General features: G+C 67.3%; 14 protein-coding genes. 6 read left to right on the top strand and 8 right to left on the bottom strand.

The features are described from left to right. Positions 1 to 15 precede the first annotated feature (15 nt). From ASD79_RS13005 to lptF, 3 genes are read right to left on the bottom strand one after another with little or no spacing between them, the layout of a single operon-like run. A complete protein-coding gene (locus tag ASD79_RS13005) occupies positions 16 to 2,484 on the bottom strand; it encodes an LPS-assembly protein LptD (RefSeq protein WP_156400492.1) in 2,469 nt (822 codons plus the stop codon). A 28-nt stretch (positions 2,485 to 2,512) separates the two neighbouring features. After that, complete coding sequence (gene lptG / locus ASD79_RS13000) at positions 2,513 to 3,619, bottom strand: LPS export ABC transporter permease LptG (RefSeq protein ID WP_056722257.1); 1,107 nt, start codon at positions 3,617 to 3,619, stop codon at positions 2,513 to 2,515. Next, positions 3,616 to 4,755 (bottom strand): LPS export ABC transporter permease LptF, encoded by a 1,140-nt coding sequence (gene lptF, locus ASD79_RS12995; protein ID WP_056722255.1) that lies wholly within the window; start codon positions 4,753 to 4,755, stop codon positions 3,616 to 3,618. Before lptF ends, lptG begins: the two co-directional genes overlap by 4 nt. 241 nt (positions 4,756 to 4,996) lie before the next feature. Between lptF and ASD79_RS12990 the strand changes: the two genes are divergently transcribed. From ASD79_RS12990 to ASD79_RS12980, 3 genes are all read left to right on the top strand, one after another. After that, positions 4,997 to 6,478, top strand: a complete 1,482-nt coding sequence (locus ASD79_RS12990; protein WP_056722254.1) for a leucyl aminopeptidase — start codon at positions 4,997 to 4,999, stop codon at positions 6,476 to 6,478. Between the two features lie 119 nt (positions 6,479 to 6,597). Further along, the gene (locus ASD79_RS12985) at positions 6,598 to 7,062 is read left to right on the top strand and encodes a DNA polymerase III subunit chi (RefSeq protein ID WP_056722252.1); all 465 of its coding nucleotides are present in this window, start codon (positions 6,598 to 6,600) and stop codon (positions 7,060 to 7,062) included. Then, positions 7,059 to 7,394 (top strand): peptidase inhibitor I78, encoded by a 336-nt coding sequence (locus ASD79_RS12980; RefSeq protein ID WP_056722249.1) that lies wholly within the window; start codon positions 7,059 to 7,061, stop codon positions 7,392 to 7,394. Before ASD79_RS12985 ends, ASD79_RS12980 begins: the two co-directional genes overlap by 4 nt. A 28-nt stretch (positions 7,395 to 7,422) precedes the next feature. Here the strand turns inward: ASD79_RS12980 and ASD79_RS12975 are convergent, their stop codons facing one another. Then, positions 7,423 to 7,827, bottom strand: a complete 405-nt coding sequence (locus tag ASD79_RS12975; protein ID WP_056722247.1) for a hypothetical protein — start codon at positions 7,825 to 7,827, stop codon at positions 7,423 to 7,425. Between the two features lie 220 nt (positions 7,828 to 8,047). Between ASD79_RS12975 and ASD79_RS12970 the strand changes: the two genes are divergently transcribed. Next, the gene (locus ASD79_RS12970; protein WP_056722244.1) at positions 8,048 to 8,629 is read left to right on the top strand and encodes a hypothetical protein; all 582 of its coding nucleotides are present in this window, start codon (positions 8,048 to 8,050) and stop codon (positions 8,627 to 8,629) included. A 197-nt stretch (positions 8,630 to 8,826) separates the two neighbouring features. Here the strand turns inward: ASD79_RS12970 and ASD79_RS12965 are convergent, their stop codons facing one another. Further along, a complete protein-coding gene (locus tag ASD79_RS12965; protein WP_056722242.1) occupies positions 8,827 to 10,698 on the bottom strand; it encodes an ABC-F family ATP-binding cassette domain-containing protein in 1,872 nt (623 codons plus the stop codon). 99 nt (positions 10,699 to 10,797) lie between these two features. Here ASD79_RS12965 and ndk point away from each other — a divergent pair, with 99 nt between their 5' ends. Then, positions 10,798 to 11,217, top strand: coding sequence for a nucleoside-diphosphate kinase (gene ndk, locus ASD79_RS12960; RefSeq protein ID WP_056722240.1), 420 nt, complete (start codon positions 10,798 to 10,800; stop codon positions 11,215 to 11,217). Between the two features lie 161 nt (positions 11,218 to 11,378). Next, complete coding sequence (locus ASD79_RS12955; protein ID WP_056722638.1) at positions 11,379 to 12,053, top strand: YoaK family protein; 675 nt, start codon at positions 11,379 to 11,381, stop codon at positions 12,051 to 12,053. Here ASD79_RS12955 and ASD79_RS12950 read toward each other — a convergent pair. From ASD79_RS12950 to ASD79_RS12940, 3 genes are all read right to left on the bottom strand, one after another. Further along, entirely contained in the window at positions 12,045 to 13,715 is a 1,671-nt protein-coding gene (locus ASD79_RS12950) for a SulP family inorganic anion transporter (RefSeq protein WP_056722238.1), read from the bottom strand. The genes ASD79_RS12955 and ASD79_RS12950 overlap by 9 nt on opposite strands. Positions 13,716 to 13,878: 163 nt before the next feature. Continuing rightward, positions 13,879 to 15,111, bottom strand: coding sequence for a dipeptidase (locus ASD79_RS12945; RefSeq protein ID WP_056722236.1), 1,233 nt, complete (start codon positions 15,109 to 15,111; stop codon positions 13,879 to 13,881). 75 nt (positions 15,112 to 15,186) lie between these two features. Continuing rightward, positions 15,187 to 17,577: a TonB-dependent receptor gene (locus ASD79_RS12940; RefSeq protein ID WP_156400490.1), complete on the bottom strand. Its 2,391-nt coding sequence runs from the start codon at positions 17,575 to 17,577 to the stop codon at positions 15,187 to 15,189. Positions 17,578 to 17,754: the final 177 nt, after the last annotated feature.

Here is a 17,754-nt window from a genome sequence, read left to right as displayed (position 1 = left end):
CGACGCGGTGACATTCTAATCGCTGTACAGTGTGTCGCCCAATGTGGCGAGCGTTAGGCGCAGCACGATGGACTCATCCGCTCTCAGGCGCAGACCGCTGGTCGTTTGGGTATAGCGGTCTTCGTTCTGGTAGATCACGTCGACCCGGATGCAGTCGTCCTTGTAGTAGACGCCCAGATCGCGCCGGGTCCACGACCACTCGCCCTTGCGGGTCAGCCCCGTCACGGGATCGACCGGCAGCGCGCGGCCGTCCTGATAGGATAGGCGACCCAACGCCGTGACGCCCCAGTTCTCGCGAATCTTGTAGTCGGCGGTGAAGTCGAGGTTTTCCTGGCGGAAGCCCGAGGTGTCCTTGTTGTCGCGCAGATAGCGCACCGAGCCGAAGCCGCGCGAGACCGAGGCGTCGAGGCCGGCCTCGATGCGGTTGAGCTTGCCGTTGTCGTTGTCGAAGCGGGCGCGCGTGAAGGCGTTGACGCCGCGGATCGGGGTGACCGTGGCCGCGACGATCCAGTCGGAAGCCTTCTGGTCGAGGCCGGCTCGAGTGGGCATGAGCGGATCAACCTTGGTGCGCAGGCTGCGACCGACCAGCACGCTGCCGCCACGTCCGTCGCCGAGCTTGATCGTGGCCCGTCCGCCGACGTTCATCCGCGTGCCGCCCTCGTAGAGGTCGAAGCCGGGCGATTTGTTGACGTCGAACAGATTGGTTTCGTCGAGCTCGAAGTTGGTGCTGTCCTCGTTGAAATAGATCGGGACGCCTTCGGGATAGGCCGACGTGGCGGGGCCGCGCGCCACGATGATGGGGACGCGCGAGCTGTCGGAGCCCGTAGCCAGCTGGACCAGCGGCTCGAGCACGATGCTGCCGCCGTTCTTGAGCGGCCGATACAGCGGCAGGCTCAGATCGACGCCGACGACGCCCAGGGCGCGGGAGGAATTGATGTTGGCGGTGTCGCCCGCCGTCAGGGCGCTGACCGGCAGGAAGACGTCGCTGACCTTGTAGACATCGCCACGCGCCTGGGCGAAGGGCTCGACGCGCAGGCCGGGGCCGAGCACCAGGTTGGCGCGCCAATCGCCCTGCAGGGTGCCGCGGGTGCTGTCGACGCCGTCCTTCCCCTTGTAGTCGAGATAGCTGTAGGGCGCTTCGCCGAACTGCGACTCCGAGCGGTTCAGCATCACGCCCGAGCCTTGCAAGCGCAGTCGGCCGCCGAGGATGTGGGATTCCGGTTCCCAGCGCGCCTCGATCAGAGGGCCGATCAGCGGGAAGGCTCCGCTGTTCTCGAACTTGCTGGCCAGGCCGGTGGTGGTGTCGACGGCCACGACCCGCAGGCCCTGCACCGAAACCATCGAGGCCGAGAAGTAGGAGCGTTTGTCCTGGCGGGTGGCGTAGACCTGGGACATCAGGCGATGGTCGTCGCCGGTGAACTGGCCGCGCTGCTGGTAGACGTCGTTGATGTCGTAGTCGTCGAAGATCAGGGCGTCGGAAGCCCGCTCGGCCGTGAAGCCCCACTTCCACTTCCGGTCGATGTCGAACAGGCCCCTGGCCAGGATGTAGCTCTTGGTCGTGGCTTCGCCGAACCGGTCGCCGTGGTTGTCGAAGTCCTTGTCATAGGTGCCGCCGGCCCGAACCTCGATCGCGCCGGAATAGAAGCGCTTGCGGTACTGGGCGTTGAGGAACGGGTTAACTTTCGCGTTGATCTGGGGGGTTAGCACCAGATCCTGAGACGGCGAGATCGCGAAGAGATAGGGCTGCTGGTACGACACGCCGCGGCGCTTGGAGACGGCCAGCTTCGGCGTCAGGAAACCGGAGCTGCGCTGGGTCTGCGGGTCGGGGTGCCAGAACACGGGCAGGTACAGCAGGGGCGCGCCGAACATGCGGATCGTCGCGCCGTGATAGTAGACCAGGTGGCGCTTCTTATCCTGCACGACCTTGTCGGCCTCGATGCTCCAGGTCGGCTTGGGCTTTTCGGCGCAGACCTCGCAGGGCGTGTAGATCGCCTGGTTCAGCTCCTGGATCGTGTCGCTGCGGCGGATCGCGGTGTCGGCGGCGATCTTGATGTTCTTGTCCAGGCGGGCCGAGAAGCCGCGGGCGAAGCCGGCCTTCAGGTCCTTGTCCATGGTCATGTCGTCGGCGAACTGCGCCGTGCCGTCGGCGTTGATCAGAGTCACGTGGCCGTGGGCGGTCACCACGTCGGTCTTGGTGTCGTAGACCACTTCATCGGCGCGCAGGGTTCGCCCCTGGTAGCGGGCCTCGACCTCGCCGCGGGCGATCATCTTCTGATTGGCGTCGTCGCGGATCAGCAGATCGGATTCGAGATAGTAGCCGGTGTCGCCCAAGCCGTCGTCGACCGCCGGGGAGGGGGTGGGCGCGGCGGGAATCGTGACGAGCGGCTGCTGCGCCTGCGCCGTGCAGGCCAGGGCCAGCCAAGCGGCCCCCGCCAACAGGACCGCGCGTCCCGTGCTTTTCGCCCCCCAGCGAAGCTCCATCATCAACGACCTCGATCCCGGCGACACAGACTCAACCATCCTCGGTATAGCAAAGCAGCGTCAAACCCGCCAAAAGCGCCACCACCGGCGGTGTCCAGGCGGCCATCGCTGGGGTCAGCACGTCCGCCTTGCCCAGAGCGCCGCATAACTCGTTAAAGAAGAAGAAACCAAACCCCAGCGTGACGCCGGCCCCGGCCAGTCCCGCCAGCCCTCCCAGGCGCATCAGGCGCAGCGAGAAGGCCGCGGCCAGCACCGACATCGCCGCGAACAGCAGCGGCGTGGCCAGCACCTGATGCAGCCGCAGGCGGAACGGGATCGACGAGAAGCCGGCCGCGTCCGTGCGCTTGATGGTCTCGGGCAGCCGCCAGATCGCGATGGCCTGGGGGTTGTTGAACCGCTCCGACGCCGTGCGGTCGTCGAGGTCCGAGCGGATCGACATGCCTTCCGAACGGATCGCCCCGGCCCCGGGCATCGCTTCGCGGACGCCCGTCAGGCGCCAGAAGCCGGGCTCCAGCCGGGCCTCGGCCGCTTCGATGCGGCGCGAGAACTGCAAGCTGCCATTGGGACCTACGGCGTAGATGAACAGCGACACTCCGCGCAGGCGCACCGTGCCGTCGGTCGCCTGGTCGCGCGCCCGGGCGCGGATGACGATTTGGGTCTTCTCGTCGCCCTGGCGCAGCCATAGGCCCTTGGGGGCCGATTTCAGATAGTTCTCCATCATCGCGTTGCGCGAGGTTTCGAACTGGGCGCTCATCGCCGCGGTCAGCGGGTTGAGCAGGCTGACAGTCAGCAGGCCCATGATGAACGCGGCGATGGCGGCCGGCATGATGAACCGCCAGGCCGAGACGCCGGCCGCCCGCATGGCGATCAGTTCGCTGCGCCGGTTCAGCCCGACGAAAGCGCCCAGGGTGCCGAACAGGAAGATGAACGGCGTAAGCACCAGGATCGTCGCGGGCGCCTGCAGTACGGTCAGGAACAGCAGCTCGCTGAAGCCGACCTCGGTGCGGGTGCCGACGTTCTTGGAGATGTCGACGAACGCGATCAGCATGACCAGCACGGCCACCACCGCCAGGGCGGCGGCCAGGGAGGCCAGCGTCTTCTTGAGCACATAGCGCTCGATCATCCCGACGGCGATCATCGAGCCCCCAGGGGAGTCATGGACGGCTCGACGTGGCTGATGGCGATGTAGCGGTTGGTCTTCTGACGGAAGATCTGGGCGAGGCCCCACCAAAGGGCGGCCAGCGGCACGGCGTATTGCAGCACGTTGAGCCAGACGTCGCTGTCGCAGGCGGCCTTGACGCCGAAGCCCAGGATCTGGACCACCGCGGCGGCGGCCCCGACGACGGCGATCCGCTTGCCATAGCCCATGCGGTTGAACGCGCCGCCGATCACCGCGGCCAGGGCCATCGCCATCATCGCCATGTTGTAGAGCGGACTGGCCAGGCGCCAATGGCCCTCCGACAGCATCTTCACGCGGTTCTGCTGTTCCCATTCCTGCTGCAGGTCGGGGAAGAACAGCTCATGCGGATAGCGGTCGCCGATCTTGTAGTGCAGCAGCTCGTCACTCTGGAACAGCGAGGACAGGTCGAAGGTGTATTCGTCCCAGGATAGGTACTGCAGCACGCCCGCCCGCGAGAATTCCTGGTTGGAGCCCTTATGCAGGATCAGCACCGGCAGGCCCTTGCGCTCGGCGATCACGCCTTCGCGGGCCGTGTAGGTGACGGCGCCGCCGTTGGGTTTTTCCTGGTGAATGAACAGGTTGTGGATGATCTGGTCACGGTCGATCACCTGGGCGTAGACCGTCAGGCCCGGGCCCGGCTCGGTGAACTCGCCTGGACGCACCAGGGTCGAGGCCAGGTCCGACTTCATGTCGAAGAAGGTCTCGCGAATCGCCCGCGCGCTCCAGGGGGCGGCCCAGAGGCTCATGGCCAGCGAAATCAGGGTGGCCATCACGGCCAGGCGCATGGCCGGCGAGATCACCCGCCAGCGACTCATGCCGCCGGCGAAGCAGACGACGATTTCCTGCTCGGTGTGCAGTCGGTTGAGGGCCACCAGCGTCGCCACGAACAGAGCGATCGGCAGAATCATGCCCAGCAGCTGGGGCAGGGCCAGGCCGATGATCTTCAGGAACACCGCGGCCGACTGGCGTTGCTCGATCAGCACGTCGAACTCCGACAGGCTGCGCGCCAGCAAGGCAAGCGCCACCAGGGCCAACGTCGCCAACAGCGTCGGGCCCAGGAGCTGGCGGAAGAGATAGCGTTCGATCAGGCGCATCGACGACAGGCACGGGGGAAAGCGGAGTCGCGTGGCGCGCTCCGGGGAAGGACCACCTTCTACACGGCGTGTTCGCGTGCGCACAACCGCTCAAGTCAGGCAGTAAAGTGGCCGGCCTCCGCGTCCGGCGATCCGCCCCGTCGCCGGTGCGATCGATTGGTGCTTTTCTTCGGTCCTGGTTTGCGCCAATCCAACGGGCAGAAGGTCCTTTCGGGGCTCCATCGGTTTCCAGGAGCGCGTCATGCGTATCGAGTTCGTCCCCGCCGACAGCCAGGCCGGCGCCAACGCCGCCTTGGCGGTCCTGGCCTATGAGGCCGCCGCCCTTTCGCCCGAGGCCAAGGCCGTCAACGAGGCCAGCGGCGGGGCCCTGGCCCGCGCCGTGGCCGGCGGCCGCTTCACCGGCGCCAAGGGGCAGACCCTGGACCTGATCGCCCCGGCCGGCCTGGAAGCCGCCCGCGTGGTGCTGGTCGGCGTCGACGGCGACGGCGCGGTCGAGCCCGAGACGGTCGAGGTCGCCGCCGGCCACGCTTACCAGGCGGTCAAGGCCTCGGGCGTCACCGAACTGGTCCTCAAGCTGGGAAGCGACGCCGAGACCGCCGCCCGCGCCGCCTTCGGCGTCAAGCTGGCGGCCTACCGCTTCGACAAGTACCGCACCACCGAGAAGGCCGAGAAAAAGCCGTCGGTCGCCGTGGTCAAGGTGGCCGCAACCGACCCCGCCAAGGCCCAGAAGGCCTTCGCCAGCCTGGAGGCCGTCGCCGACGCCATTCTGTTCAGCCGCGACCTGGTCTCCGAGCCGGCCAATATCCTGCATCCGGAAGAGTTCGCCGCCCGCGTGAAGGGTCTGGAGAAGCTCGGCCTGGAGGTCGAGATCCTCGGCGAGGCGCAGATGGCCAAGCTGGGCATGGGCTCGCTGCTCGGCGTCGGGCAGGGCAGCGTCCGCGAGAGCCAGCTGGCGGTGATCAAGTGGTACGGCGCGGCCGACAAGTCGGCCCAGCCGATCGCCTTCGTCGGCAAGGGCGTCTGCTTCGACACCGGCGGCATCTCGATCAAGCCGGCCGACGGCATGGAAGACATGAAGTGGGACATGGGCGGCGCGGCCGCCGTGGCCGGCGTCATGCACGCCCTGGCCGGCCGTAAGGCCAAGGTCAACGCCATCGGCGTCCTCGGCCTGGTCGAGAACATGCCGGACGGCAATGCCCAGCGCCCCGGCGACGTGGTCACCTCGATGAGCGGCCAGACCATCGAGGTCATCAACACCGACGCCGAAGGCCGCCTCGTGCTGGCCGACGCCCTCTGGTACTGCCAGGACCGATTCAAGCCGAAGTTCATGATCGACCTGGCCACTCTGACCGGCGCGATCATCATTTCGCTCGGTCATGATTTGGGCGGTTTGTTCAGTAATAACGATGGCTTGTCGGAGAAACTTCTCGCGGCTGGCAAGGCCGAGCGCGAGCCGCTGTGGCGCATGCCGATGCCGGCCGCCTACGAGAAGCAGATCGAAAGCCCGATCGCCGACCTGAAGAACATCGGCGGCCGCCCGGCCGGCTCGATCACCGCGGCGCTGTTCCTGCAGAAGTTCGTCAACGGCGTGCCGTGGGCCCATCTGGACATCGCCTCGGTGGCCTGGCGCAAGCCCTCGACCGACCCTACCGTCCCGGACGGCGCGGTCGGTTTCGGCGTGCGCCTGCTCAATAGGTTGGTCGCGGACGCCTACGAAGGGTGATCTTCTAGGCTGTCATCCCGGAAGCGGCGAAGCCGCTATCCGGGACCGCCGGAAACGCCAACGCTTCCGGCGGTCCCGGGTCTTCGCTACGCTACGCCCGGGATGACAAGAATTATCGAATGACCACCACAACGCCCTGCGACATCTGGTTCTACCACCTCGAACGCAGCGCCCTGGAACAGGTGCTGCCCGAGCTGCTGGAAAAGACCCTGGGGCGCGGCTGGCGGGCCCTGGTGCGCGGCGGCGACCCCGATCGCCTGCGCGCCCTGGACGCCCATCTCTGGACGTACCGCGACGAAAGCTTCCTGCCGCACGGTCTGGCCGACGAGCCGATGGCCGATCGCCAGCCGGTGCTGCTGACCGACAAGCTGGACAACCCCAACGACGGCCAGGCCTTGTTCCTGCTCGACGGGGCCGAACCGGGCGACCTTTCGGGGTTCGAACGGTGCCTGGTGCTGTTCGACGGCCGCGACGAGGAGGCCTTGCGCCTGGCGCGGGGTCGTTGGAAGGCTTTCAAGGGCGCGGGCCACCCCGTGTCCTACTGGCGCCAGGGCGCCGAACGCGGATGGGAGAAACAGGCATGAAACGTTTCCTGCTGGCGGGCGTCGTCCTGGTCCTGGCCTCGTGTTCCAGCGCGCCCGAGCCGGCCCCCATGCCCGCGCCCAGCACGCCCACCGCGCCGCCGTCCATCGCTTTGCCCCCCACGCCGCCCCAGGCCGAGAAGGACCAGTGCGGCCTGAAGGACGCCCAGGCCTTCGTCGGCAAGAACCGCACCGAACTGCCGGCCCCGGTCGATCCGTCTCGCTGGCGTGTGGCCTGCACGACCTGCCCGGTGACCATGGACTACCGCCCCGACCGGCTGAACATCCTGTTCAACCCCGACACCGGCGTCGTCCAGCAAGTCAAATGCGGCTGAGGCCGTCTCGCGGACGCAGCTGTCCCGCTTACCGCCGGCCAACGCCCGGGAACAGCGCCGGTTCGCCGTCGAACACCCCCAGATAGCCCAGCTCGCCGAGCAGCGGCGTCACCGTGTCGGCATAGTCATCGGCGTGGCGGGGCAGGGTGGCCGGGCGGCCGGTCTGGTCCTGCAGGCGGTAGACGGTCCACAGCCGACCCTTGGGCGCGGCCGCGCCGGGCGCGAGGTAGCGGTGCTCCCAGCCGACCAGGGCCGGGGTGCGATCGACCTCGATGTCGAACGGGCGGTCGCGGAACGCCAGGTCCATGTCCAGCCGCATGGCCTCGGCCAGCCGCTGGTCCAGCCATTCGCCGAACGCCAGCAGGACGGTGGTCGCCGACAGGCCTTCGGGATTGGCGACGATGTGATTTCGGGACGTGCTTCCTGAACTCATGGGAACAGCAATACGCCCGTGGTCTCACATAATGGCTAAGGGACGTGGTTTAGGGGCGTTTACCAAGCCGCACCGTGCGGCCCGCCCGCGCGTTTTTGCCGCAAGCCCGGCAGTTCGTGCCCGCCAAGGTTGTTCCGGGCGATGCGGCGCATTGATTCGACGAGGATTTCCGCTGGCACGAGCGTTGCTCTTGAACCCTCCGTCACTTCGGGAGCAGGTCATGACCATCAGCGCAGTCACCTCGGGCGCATCCGCCGCGCTTCTCGGCGCGACGCCGAAGTCCTTTCCTGTCGATCCCGCCTTGGTGCGGTCGCTCAAGGCGGCCGATCCTTCGGCGGTGATCCGCAAGCTGCCGCCGGGTTTCGCCCCGCCACCGCCCCTGGACCCCGAGGTCATGATGACGGCGATGAACGAGGCCGGTGTGGTGCACGACGGCGATCCGTCCAGGCTGTTCGCCGAGGTCTACAAGAACGGCGAGGTGGTCGCTCGGCTCTACAATGGCGGCTCTTCGGCCACCTACGGCAAGGCCGACGGGATCATCAGCGGCGTCGACGAACCCTATGACGGCGGGCCCCAGTTGGCCCAGTGGCGGGCCAACAAGATCGCCAAGGAGCTGGGTGGGACCGTCAAGATGGCCTCGACCGCCCAGACCCAGTCGCAATGGGCCCTGACCCACGCCGCCGACCAGGCCAGGATGGACAAGGTCTGGGCGCCCTATCGCGCCGCCATGGACGCCTTTCGGACCGCGATGAGCGAATACAGCCGGCCTGAAGCGAACGCGCCCGTTTCCGTGACGGTGTGAGGCGGGGCTATCGCATATGGATTYGCCGCGCGGARAGCTGTCATCCCGGACAAGCGAAGCGCAGATCCGGGACCGCCGGAAGCGCCGAGTTCACGCGTCGGTCCCGGATCTTCGCGCTGTGCGCTCGTCCGGGATGACAGCCGTTTTTGGTCATATGCGATAGCCCTTGACCCTGAAGCCGGCCGAACCCGGGCGCCCTACGCCTGGGCCTCCGCCAGTTCCTCGGCCAGGCCCATCCACGTCGCCTCGGCCTCGTCCAGCTTCACCTTCGCCGCGTCGCGACGCTTGTTCAGCTCGGCCACCTTAGTCGGGTTCTTGTAGAGCTGCGGATCGGCCAGCTGGGTCTCAAGCTCGGCCACCTGGCGGGTGGTGCGGGTGACCACCTGCTCGGCGGCCTCGATCTTGCGCTTCAGCGGCTCGATGGCGACGGTTTTCCTCGGCGCGGCGGTGGGTTCGGCCTTCGAAGGCTCCTCGCGCGCCACCTGGGTCGGCTTCACCGACTGCTTGGCGCGGTCGAGCACGAACTTGGCGTATTCGTCCATGTCGCCGTCGAACGGCTTGACCGTGCCGTCGGCGGCCAGCCACAGGCGGTCGGCGACCAGTTCCATCAGCGAGCGGTCGTGGGTGATCAGGATCACCGCGCCCTCGTAGTCGTTGAGCGCGTCCAGCAGGGCCCGGCGCGAGTCGATGTCCAGGTGGTTGGTCGGTTCGTCGAGGATCAGCATGTGCGGCGCGTCCATCGCCACCATGTTGAGCAGCAGCCGGGCCCGCTCGCCGCCCGACAGGTTGGCGACCGTGGTCTCCTGCTTCTCGAAGCCCAGGCCGAACTGGGCCAGGCGCGAGCGGCGCGAGCTTTCCGAGGCGTCCGGCATGGCCCGGCGGATGATCTCCAGCGGGGTGTCGTCCGGATCCATCGCCTCGATCTGGTGCTGGTGGAACCAGCCGACCTTCATCTTGCGGTCGCGGTGCAGTTCGCCCGACTGGATGTTCAGGGCCCCGGCGATCATCTTGGCGAAGGTCGACTTGCCCGCGCCGTTGACGCCCAGCAGGCCGATGCGGTCGTCCAGGTCCATGCGCAGGTTGAGGTTCTTGAGGATCGGGCGGCCTTCCTCGTAGCCGACATTGGCCCGTTCCAGCCGGATCAGCGGCGGGGCCAGGGGGCGCGGCGGCGAGGGCAGGGTGAAGGGGGCGACGCGTTCCTCGATGGTGGTGGCCACCGGCTGCATCTTGGCCAGGCGCTTCATGCGGGATTGCGCCTGCGCCGCCTTGGAGGCCTTGGCCTTGAAGCGGTCGACGAAGGCCTGCAGGTGGGCGCGCTCGGCGTCCTGCTTGGCCTTGGCCGACAGTTGCAGGCGGGCCTTCTCGGCGCGGCGCTGCTCGAAGTCGTCGTAGCCGCCGGTGTAGAGCTCCAGCTTGCCGCCGGCCAGGTGCAGCATGTGGGTGCAGCTGTTGTTGAGCAGTTCGCGGTCGTGGCTGACGATCAGGGCGGTGTGCGGGTACTTCTGCAGGCGGGCCTCCAGCCACAGGGCGCCTTCCAGGTCGAGATAGTTGGTCGGTTCGTCCAGCAGCAGCATGTCCGGCTCGGCGAACAGCGCCGCGGCCAGGGCCACGCGCATCCGCCAGCCGCCGGAGAACTCGCTCATCGGCCGGCTCAGGTCTTCCTGGCTGAAGCCCAGGCCCACCAGGATTTCCGACGCCTTGGCCGGCGCGGCGTCGGCGTCGATCTCGATCAGCCGGGCCCAGATCTCGCCCATGTCCTCGGGCTCGGCGGTGTCCAGGCTGGTCAGCAGGCGGTGGCGCTCCTCGTCGGCCTCCAGCACGGTCTCCAGCAGGGTGAAGGGCGTGGCCGGGTGCTCCTGGTCCACCGAACCGATACGGGCGGCCTTGGGCAGGCTGATCTCATCGTCGCTGGCATGCAACTGGCCGAGGATCAGCTTGAACAGCGTGGACTTGCCCACGCCGTTGCGGCCGATCAGCCCCACCTTGGCGCCGGGGGGCAGACTCACGCTGGCGTGGTCGAAGAACTTCCGACCCCAGGCGATGAAGGTCAGGTCTTTGATCTGGAGCATGTGATTTTGAAGGTACGCGGCGGGTTGGCGGGGAGAGAGCGCCCGGCTATAAGCCCGCAACCTCCCAATTCACAACTTTATGTGTGAGATTTTCGGAACATGACCGAACGTACCTTCTCGATCATCAAGCCTGACGCCACGCGTCGCAACCTGACCGGCAAGATCAACGCCGTCATCGAAGAGGCCGGTCTGCGCATCGTGGCCCAGCGCCGCGTCAAGCTGACCGACGCTCAAGCCAAGAAGTTCTACGAAGTCCATGCCGAGCGCCCGTTCTACGGCGAACTGGTCGAGCAGATGACCGCCGAGCCGGTCGTCGTCCAGGTGCTGGAAGGCGACAACGCCGTCCTGAAGTACCGTGAAGTGATGGGCGCCACCAACCCGGACAACGCCGACGAAGGCACGATCCGCAAGCTGTTCGCCCTGTCGATCGGCGAAAACTCGGTCCACGGTTCGGACAGCCTCGAGAACGCGGGCATCGAAATCGCCCAGTTCTTCAAGGACGAAGACATCGTCGGCTAAGGCATTCGGGCCTTGGACGAAACGAAAGGGCCGGCGGAGCGATCCACCGGCCCTTTTGCTTGCGCGATAGTCAAGCGCGGTCGAGCCGCAGGGCTGGACGAATTTCGGTGACAGGCGGCGGCCGGATCGGTGACGATCCCGCCATCGGTCGGGAGTATTCCATGAAAGACTATCGCCGCCGCGACGTGGCCTTGGCGGCCGGGCTGTCGGGTGTCGCGGGCTATGTCGACGCCATCGGCTTCCTGAAGCTGGGCGGCTTCTTCGTTTCGTTCATGAGCGGCAACTCGACCCGGCTGGGGGTCGGCGTGGCCCGCGGCGACTGGTGGTCGGTCGGCAAGGCCGCCGGCCTGCTGGCGCTGTTCGTCACGGGGGTGGTGCTGGGCGCCCTTACCGCCCGCCGGGCCGGCGAGGATCGCCGCTCGGCGGTCATGGCGGTAGAGGCCGGCCTGCTGGCCGCGGCCGCCGGGCTTATGGGCCTGGGCCTGGGAGCCTGGGGCGTGGCGGCGCTGGTCCTGGCCATGGGCGTCGAGAACGCGGTGTTCCAGCGCAATGGCGATGTCGGCATGGGCCTGACCTACATGACCGGAACCCTGGTCAAGGCGGGGCACCGGCTCGCCGCCGCCCTGACCGGCGGCGAGCCTTGGGCCTGGGTTCCGTTCCTGGCCCTTTGGGCCGGCTTGACCCTCGGCGGGGCCCTGGGGGCGATGGCCTATCTGCGGATCGGCGTCTTGGCGTTGTGGGTGGCAGCGGGTGTGGTGGCGACCTTGTCCCTGATCCGCATGGCGATCGAGCGCCGTCGCGTCGCGCTGTCCGCCAGGGAAGCAGCGCTAGGCTAGGGCCCTGAGCCGGGCTTCCTCGAAGCTCGAGGTGAAGCGGGCCATGCGCAGCGCCGACGGACCCAGGGTCCGCAACAGGCCGCGCAACACCGGGCGCGACGCCCCGCACAGGATCACCTCGCCGTCGGCCAAGGCGCGGACCATCAGGTCGCCCAGCGCGGCGGCGCCGGTGGGATCGACCATCGGCACGTCCTCCAGCCGCAGTATGTAGCAGCGCTTGCGCCCACTGATGTCCTCGAGCGCGTCCTTCAGGAGGCTGGCGCTGCCGAAGAACAGCGCACCCCGGAAGGTGATGACCACCACGTCGTCGGGCAGGCCGAAATTGGGCGCGTAGGGCTCGGCCTCGTCGCCCTCCAGGCCGTTGAGGCCGAGCGGCCCGGGCGGTTCGCCGCGCCGGACCTCGGACAGTTGGGCCATGCGGTGCATGAACACGAAGGCCGCCAGGATCATCCCCATCTCTATGGCCAGGCTCAGATCGACCAGCACGGTCAGCAGAAAGGTGACCAACAGCACCGCCCGATCGCCGTTGGAGGCGTTCAGCAGGATTCGAAACCGATGCAGTTCGGCCATGTTGAACGCGACCACCATCAGGATCGCCGCCAGGGCCGCCAACGGCACGAACCGCATCAGCGACGCGGCCAGCAGCATGAACAGCAGCAAGAACAGGGCGTGGCTCATGCCGGCCACCGGCGAGCGCGCGCCGCTGCGGATATTGGTGGCGGTGCGGGCGATGGCCCCGGTGGCGGGCAGGCCGCCGACCAGGCTGGAGGCGATATTGGCCACGCCCTGGGCGATCAGCTCGATCCCCGAACGGTGCCGCCGGCCGGTCATCTGGTCGGCGACCACCGCCGACAGCAGGGATTCCACGCCGGCCAGCAGCGCGATGGTGAAGGCCGACGGCAGCACGGCCTGGGCCTTGTCCAGCGACCAAAAGGCCAAGGACGGGGTTGGCAGGCGAGAAGGCACGGCGCCGAACCGCGTGCCGATGGTCTCGACCGGCCAGGCGGCCAGGGCGACGAACCCCGCCGCGACGACGGTGACGATCAGGAACCCGGGCAGCCTTGGGGCCCAGCGGCGCAGGGCCAGGATCACGGCGAGGCAGGCCAGCGCCAGCAGCGGGGTGGCCAGGTCAAGGCTAGCGCGGGCTTGCCACAGAGCGAGGATCTTGGGCAGGAAGTCGGCTGGGACCGTCTCCAGGGTGAGGCCGAGGAAGTCGCGGATCTGGCTGGTGAAGATGATCACGGCGATGCCGCTGGTGAAGCCGGTGGTCACCGGGTCGGGGATGTATTTGATGAAGGTCCCCAGGCCGGAGAGACCCGCCAGGATCAGCAGCGCACCAGCCATCAGGGTGGCCATCAGCAGGCCATCATAGCCGTGCTGGCTGATCACCCCATAGACCACCACCACGAACGCCCCGGTGGGGCCGCCGATCTGGAATCGACTGCCGCCCAGCAACGAGATCAGGAAGCCCGCGATCACCGCCGTGACCAGGCCGCGGTCGGGCGTCGCGCCGGAGGCGATGGCCAGGGCCATGGACAGCGGCAGGGCGACGATGGCCACGGTCAGGCCCGCGACGAGGTCGGCGCGCAGATCGGCCACGCCATAGCCCTGGCGCAGCACGGTCACGGTCTTGGGAACGAACAGCCGCCAATCTCGCCGCATCGCTGGGCCCCGATGTTGACCAGGCGCGGCGCGCAAATCTCGCCGCCACCGGTCCACATCCCCCAGCATGACACAGGTCGGCGGTGGATTTCGACCATGCCGGGCGAAATCAGTCAGAGCGATGAGCCGGGTCCGGCGCTCCCACCGAGCCGGCCGCCCCCGCTCACCCCGCCGGCGCCTTGGCCGCCTCCGCCGCGCGCAGCAGGCGCAGCACGTTGCCGCTCCAGATCTTCTCCAGGTCGGCCTTGGTGTAGCCTTCGGCCAGCAGGGCCTGCGAGATCTTCCAGTAGTCGGAGGCGTCGTTCAGGCCGGTGACCCCGCCGCCGCCGTCGAAGTCGATGCCGATGCCGACGTGATCGACCCCGGCCACCTTCAGGGCGTGGTTCAGGTGGTTCATGAAGTCGGCGAAGGTGGCCTTGGGAACCGGCCACTTGGCCTCGATGGCCTTGTATTCGGCCATGAAGGCGGCGCGCTGGTCCTCGCTCATCTTCGACCGGGCCCCGGCCTTGGCCATCAGCGCGCCCATCGCCGCCTCGCGGTCGGCGTTCTTGGGCGTCTCGATCAGGTAGCTGGAATAGGCGTCGACCTGGATCACCCCGCCGCTGTCGGCCAGGGCTTTCAGCCGCGCGTCGTCGATGTTGCGCGGATGGTCGAACACCGCCTTGCAGCCCGAATGGGTGAGGATCACCGGCGTCCTGGACAGGGCGATCAGCTGGTCCAGCACGTCGTCGGACGAGTGCGAGCCGTCCAGCACCACGCCCAGCCGGTTGGCCTCGGCGACGAACTGTTTGCCCAGCGGGCTGAGGCCATGCCACTCCGGCTTGTCGGTGGACGAGTCGGCTATGTCGTTGTTCTTGAAATGCGCCAGGCCCGAGATCCGCACGCCCAGGGCGTAGAAGGCCGACAGCAGGCTGACGTCGCCGTCGATCGGATAGCTGTTCTCGATGCTCATATAGACCACCCGCTTGCCCTGGGCGGCGATGGTGGCGGCGTCGTCCGCCTTCAGCGCCAGGCCGAACTTGTCGCCGTGCTTGGCCACCATCTCGCGGATCTCGACGCCGCGGATCAGCGCCCCGTCGCGGGCGGCGCGGGTCGCCTCCGGCGTGCGCGGGCCCTGCGGGGTGTAGATGGCGAAGAAGCCGCCATCCAGCCCGCCCTCGACCATGCGCGGATAGTCGATCTGCGAGCCGTCCTTGAGGGCGTCGTGGCGGTCGAGGATGTCCCAGCCGGGGCGGCCGAAATTGGCCGGGGTGTCCAGGTGGGTGTCGAGGGTCAGCAGGCCCTCGTGGATCTTGCGGGCCGAGGCGGCGGTTTCGGCGGCCTGGCTGGTGGCGGCGAAGGCCAGGGCCGAGACGGCGGCGGCCAGGAGCAGGGAACGGGTCGTGAAGCGGGTCATGGGGGATACTCGAACGCTGTCCGGCCGGCCCCCCCCCTTCGTTTTCCGAGGGGAGAGACCGGCCGGAACGTGGACCTAGAAGTCGGCGGAGAGGGTGAACTGCACCGTCCGGTGCGAGCCTGGCCGGAAGCTGGCCAGGGTGTTCACCGTGGTGTTGATGGTGCCCAGATAGTCCTTGTCGAAGATGTTATCGATGTTGACCCGCGTCTTGACCTGCTTGAACGGCCCGGCCGCGAAGCCGTCGCCAAGGTCGAGATAGGCGTTCCACAGCGTGTAGCCCTTGGTGCTCTCGCTGTTGATGAAGTTGGTGAAGCGGTCGTCGATGTGACGGGCCGACAGGTTGAACACCACGCCTTCCGTCGGCTCGACCGTCACCCCGCCCTGGAACAGCCATTCGGGGAAGTCGGGCACGATCTTGCCCTTGGTCGGCAGGGTAACCGGCGCGGCCGTGGCGCTGGACCGGTAGTTCAGGACGTCGTCCTGGAACTTCGACCTGTTGTAGGACAGGTTGGCGTTGAAATAGATCTTGCCGCCCAGCAGGTCGGGCTTCCACTGGCCGCTGAACTCTGCCCCCGACGCCTTCACCGCCCCGACGTTCTGGTAGAAGCTTTCCAGCGTGACGCTACCGGGCACCACGGCGTTGAACTGCTGCAGCCGGTTCTTGAACTCCGTCTTGTAGACCACGAACGAGGCGTTGAAGGTCGCGCGGTTGGCCCGATAGCCCAGTTCGATGTTGGTCGAGGTCTCGGGCTTGGGGCCTGGCGCGCTGGGGCTGGCGGCCGAGAACACGTCGTCGGCGCCGCGCGGCAGGGCCATGTTCTCCGAATAGGACGCGAACACCTGGTCGCGCGGGTTGACGCTGTAGACCAGTCCGACCTGGGGCAGGAAGTCGTCCTTCCAGTTGGCGTCGATCGACGGCGTCAGATGGTTTCGATAGTCGGCGATCTGGCGCTTGCCATGGATGTTGTAGTCGACGTCGAGCGTCTTGAAGCCCAGCTCCAGCTTCAGATTCTCGTCCAGCAGGCTGAGGGTGTCCTTGACGAAGAACTGGGTGGTGTCGCGGGTCGAGACGTAGTCGCGTTGCAGGTGCACCGGTTCGTTCAGCAGCGGCGCGCCGTCGGGATCGCCGTTGACGGTGTTGTAGCGCGCCTGGGTGCGATGATAGTCGTCCTTCTCGAGCCAGACACCGGCTTCGAGCTTGTTGAAGCCGAACTTCCAGCTGCCCTTGGCCGTGACGCCCTTGCGCGTGCCGTCGATGGCCGAGAGGCCGTACTGCAGGCCCTTGGGGGCCGTCAGCCCCGTGAGCCCTTTCACCACCTCGGCGTCGTAATTGCCCTTGGACGTCGCATAGTCCTCCGGCGAGACGCCGTAGCCGCCCTTGTCCTCGTAATAGGCCGTCGTGGTCAGGTCGATCGCGTCGGTGATCGGCGTGTTCAGGGTCAGGCCGTAGAGGTGGTCCTTCCGCTTGTTGACCGCGAACTTGTAATAGTTGGCGTAGTTGGGGTTGGAATAGACGATCCCCGCCGCGGTCTGCGGCAGGCTGGCGGTCGGGATGATCACCGGCGTGCCGAGCGGCACGGACAGCGGCACGGCGCCCAGATAGGCGAACCCGCGCCCCTTGCGGCCGAAGATATCGCCCGCCGTGCCGTTGTACTGGGCCTTGGTGATCGAGGGGCTGTCGTAGTCGTAATAGTCGTTGTGGACAGTCTGGAAGCTGATGTCGCCGCCGGTGGGCAGCTCGTAGCGCAGCTTGCCCTCATAGTGCTTGCGATCGATCGTGCCCGGGCCGCGCCACAGGTCGCCCTTGATCCACGAGCCGCTGACATAGGCTGACACCGGGCCGATCTTGCCGGTCTCCAGGCGCAGGAAGCCACGCTTCAGCGCGTCGCTGCCCAGGGTGCCGCTGGCCGCGCCGCCGAAGTCCTCCGACGGCTTCTGGGTGAAGTAGTCGACGATCGGGCCCAGCGAGGCGTAGCTGGGCAGGGACACGTCGCCGGCCCCGGCCGAGGCCGTGACCTTGTTGAGGTTCTCGTTGTCGACATAGCGGTAGATCGGGCTGCCGCCGAACTGGTCGCTGCGGCCCATCGGGATGTTGTCGAGCAGGAAGCCGATCTGCTGGAAGTTGAAGGCCCGCACCGACACCGAGTTGCCGAACTCGTACATGCCCAGGGCGTCGTTGGCCTGGACGTTGAAGCCGGGCAGGGACTCCAGCATCTTCAGGCCGGTGACGCCGGCCGGGGCCGACAGCAGCGCTTCGCGGGTGATCGAGACGGTCGCGGTGGCGTGGTCGGTGCCGATGGCGACGCTGGCCTCGGAGACCCGACTGCCGGTGACCACGATCTCGTCGACCACCGAGGCCTTGTCGGCCTCCTGGGCCAGGACCGGCGTCGCGCCGCCCAGCACGGAGGCCGCGAGCAGAAGCGCTCGCAGGCGGCGGGTGACGGACGAAGAGTTGTTGCTTGTCATGACTATCCCCAATCATTTTTGACTGAGGTCAAGCTCGACGTTCCGCTCCCGTTGGTAAATTCAGAAAAGCTCTTGGCGGTCTTAATATAAAGAACAAGTCAAACAGCGCGCATATGTGTCTAGAATATGAACATCAGTAATGGGGTATATTTAGAATACAAATGACTATCTCACGAT

Source organism: Caulobacter sp. Root655 (assembly GCF_001427665.1).
Lineage (GTDB): Bacteria > Pseudomonadota > Alphaproteobacteria > Caulobacterales > Caulobacteraceae > Caulobacter.
Note: the sequence above shows the minus strand (reverse complement) of the source record. Positions and strands in the feature narration are given on the sequence as shown.

Bases quoted from the DNA above. Each gene is read 5' to 3' on its own strand.
- ASD79_RS12990 (WP_056722254.1), top strand. From the start codon at position 4,997: ATGCGTATCGAGTTCGTCCCCGCCGACAGCCAGGCCGGCGCCAACGCC.
- ASD79_RS12975 (WP_056722247.1), bottom strand. From the start codon at position 7,827: ATGAGTTCAGGAAGCACGTCCCGAAATCACATCGTCGCCAATCCCGAA.
- ASD79_RS12950 (WP_056722238.1), bottom strand. From the start codon at position 13,715: ATGCGGCGAGATTGGCGGCTGTTCGTTCCCAAGACCGTGACCGTGCTG.
- ASD79_RS12945 (WP_056722236.1), bottom strand. From the start codon at position 15,111: ATGACCCGCTTCACGACCCGTTCCCTGCTCCTGGCCGCCGCCGTCTCG.
- ndk (WP_056722240.1), top strand. From the start codon at position 10,798: ATGACCGAACGTACCTTCTCGATCATCAAGCCTGACGCCACGCGTCGC.
- lptG (WP_056722257.1), bottom strand. From the start codon at position 3,619: ATGATCGCCGTCGGGATGATCGAGCGCTATGTGCTCAAGAAGACGCTG.
- ASD79_RS12940 (WP_156400490.1), bottom strand. From the start codon at position 17,577: ATGACAAGCAACAACTCTTCGTCCGTCACCCGCCGCCTGCGAGCGCTT.
- ASD79_RS12965 (WP_056722242.1), bottom strand. From the start codon at position 10,698: ATGCTCCAGATCAAAGACCTGACCTTCATCGCCTGGGGTCGGAAGTTC.
- ASD79_RS12985 (WP_056722252.1), top strand. From the start codon at position 6,598: ATGACCACCACAACGCCCTGCGACATCTGGTTCTACCACCTCGAACGC.
- ASD79_RS12980 (WP_056722249.1), top strand. From the start codon at position 7,059: ATGAAACGTTTCCTGCTGGCGGGCGTCGTCCTGGTCCTGGCCTCGTGT.
- ASD79_RS13005 (WP_156400492.1), bottom strand. From the start codon at position 2,484: ATGATGGAGCTTCGCTGGGGGGCGAAAAGCACGGGACGCGCGGTCCTG.
- ASD79_RS12970 (WP_056722244.1), top strand. From the start codon at position 8,048: ATGACCATCAGCGCAGTCACCTCGGGCGCATCCGCCGCGCTTCTCGGC.
- ASD79_RS12955 (WP_056722638.1), top strand. From the start codon at position 11,379: ATGAAAGACTATCGCCGCCGCGACGTGGCCTTGGCGGCCGGGCTGTCG.
- lptF (WP_056722255.1), bottom strand. From the start codon at position 4,755: ATGCGCCTGATCGAACGCTATCTCTTCCGCCAGCTCCTGGGCCCGACG.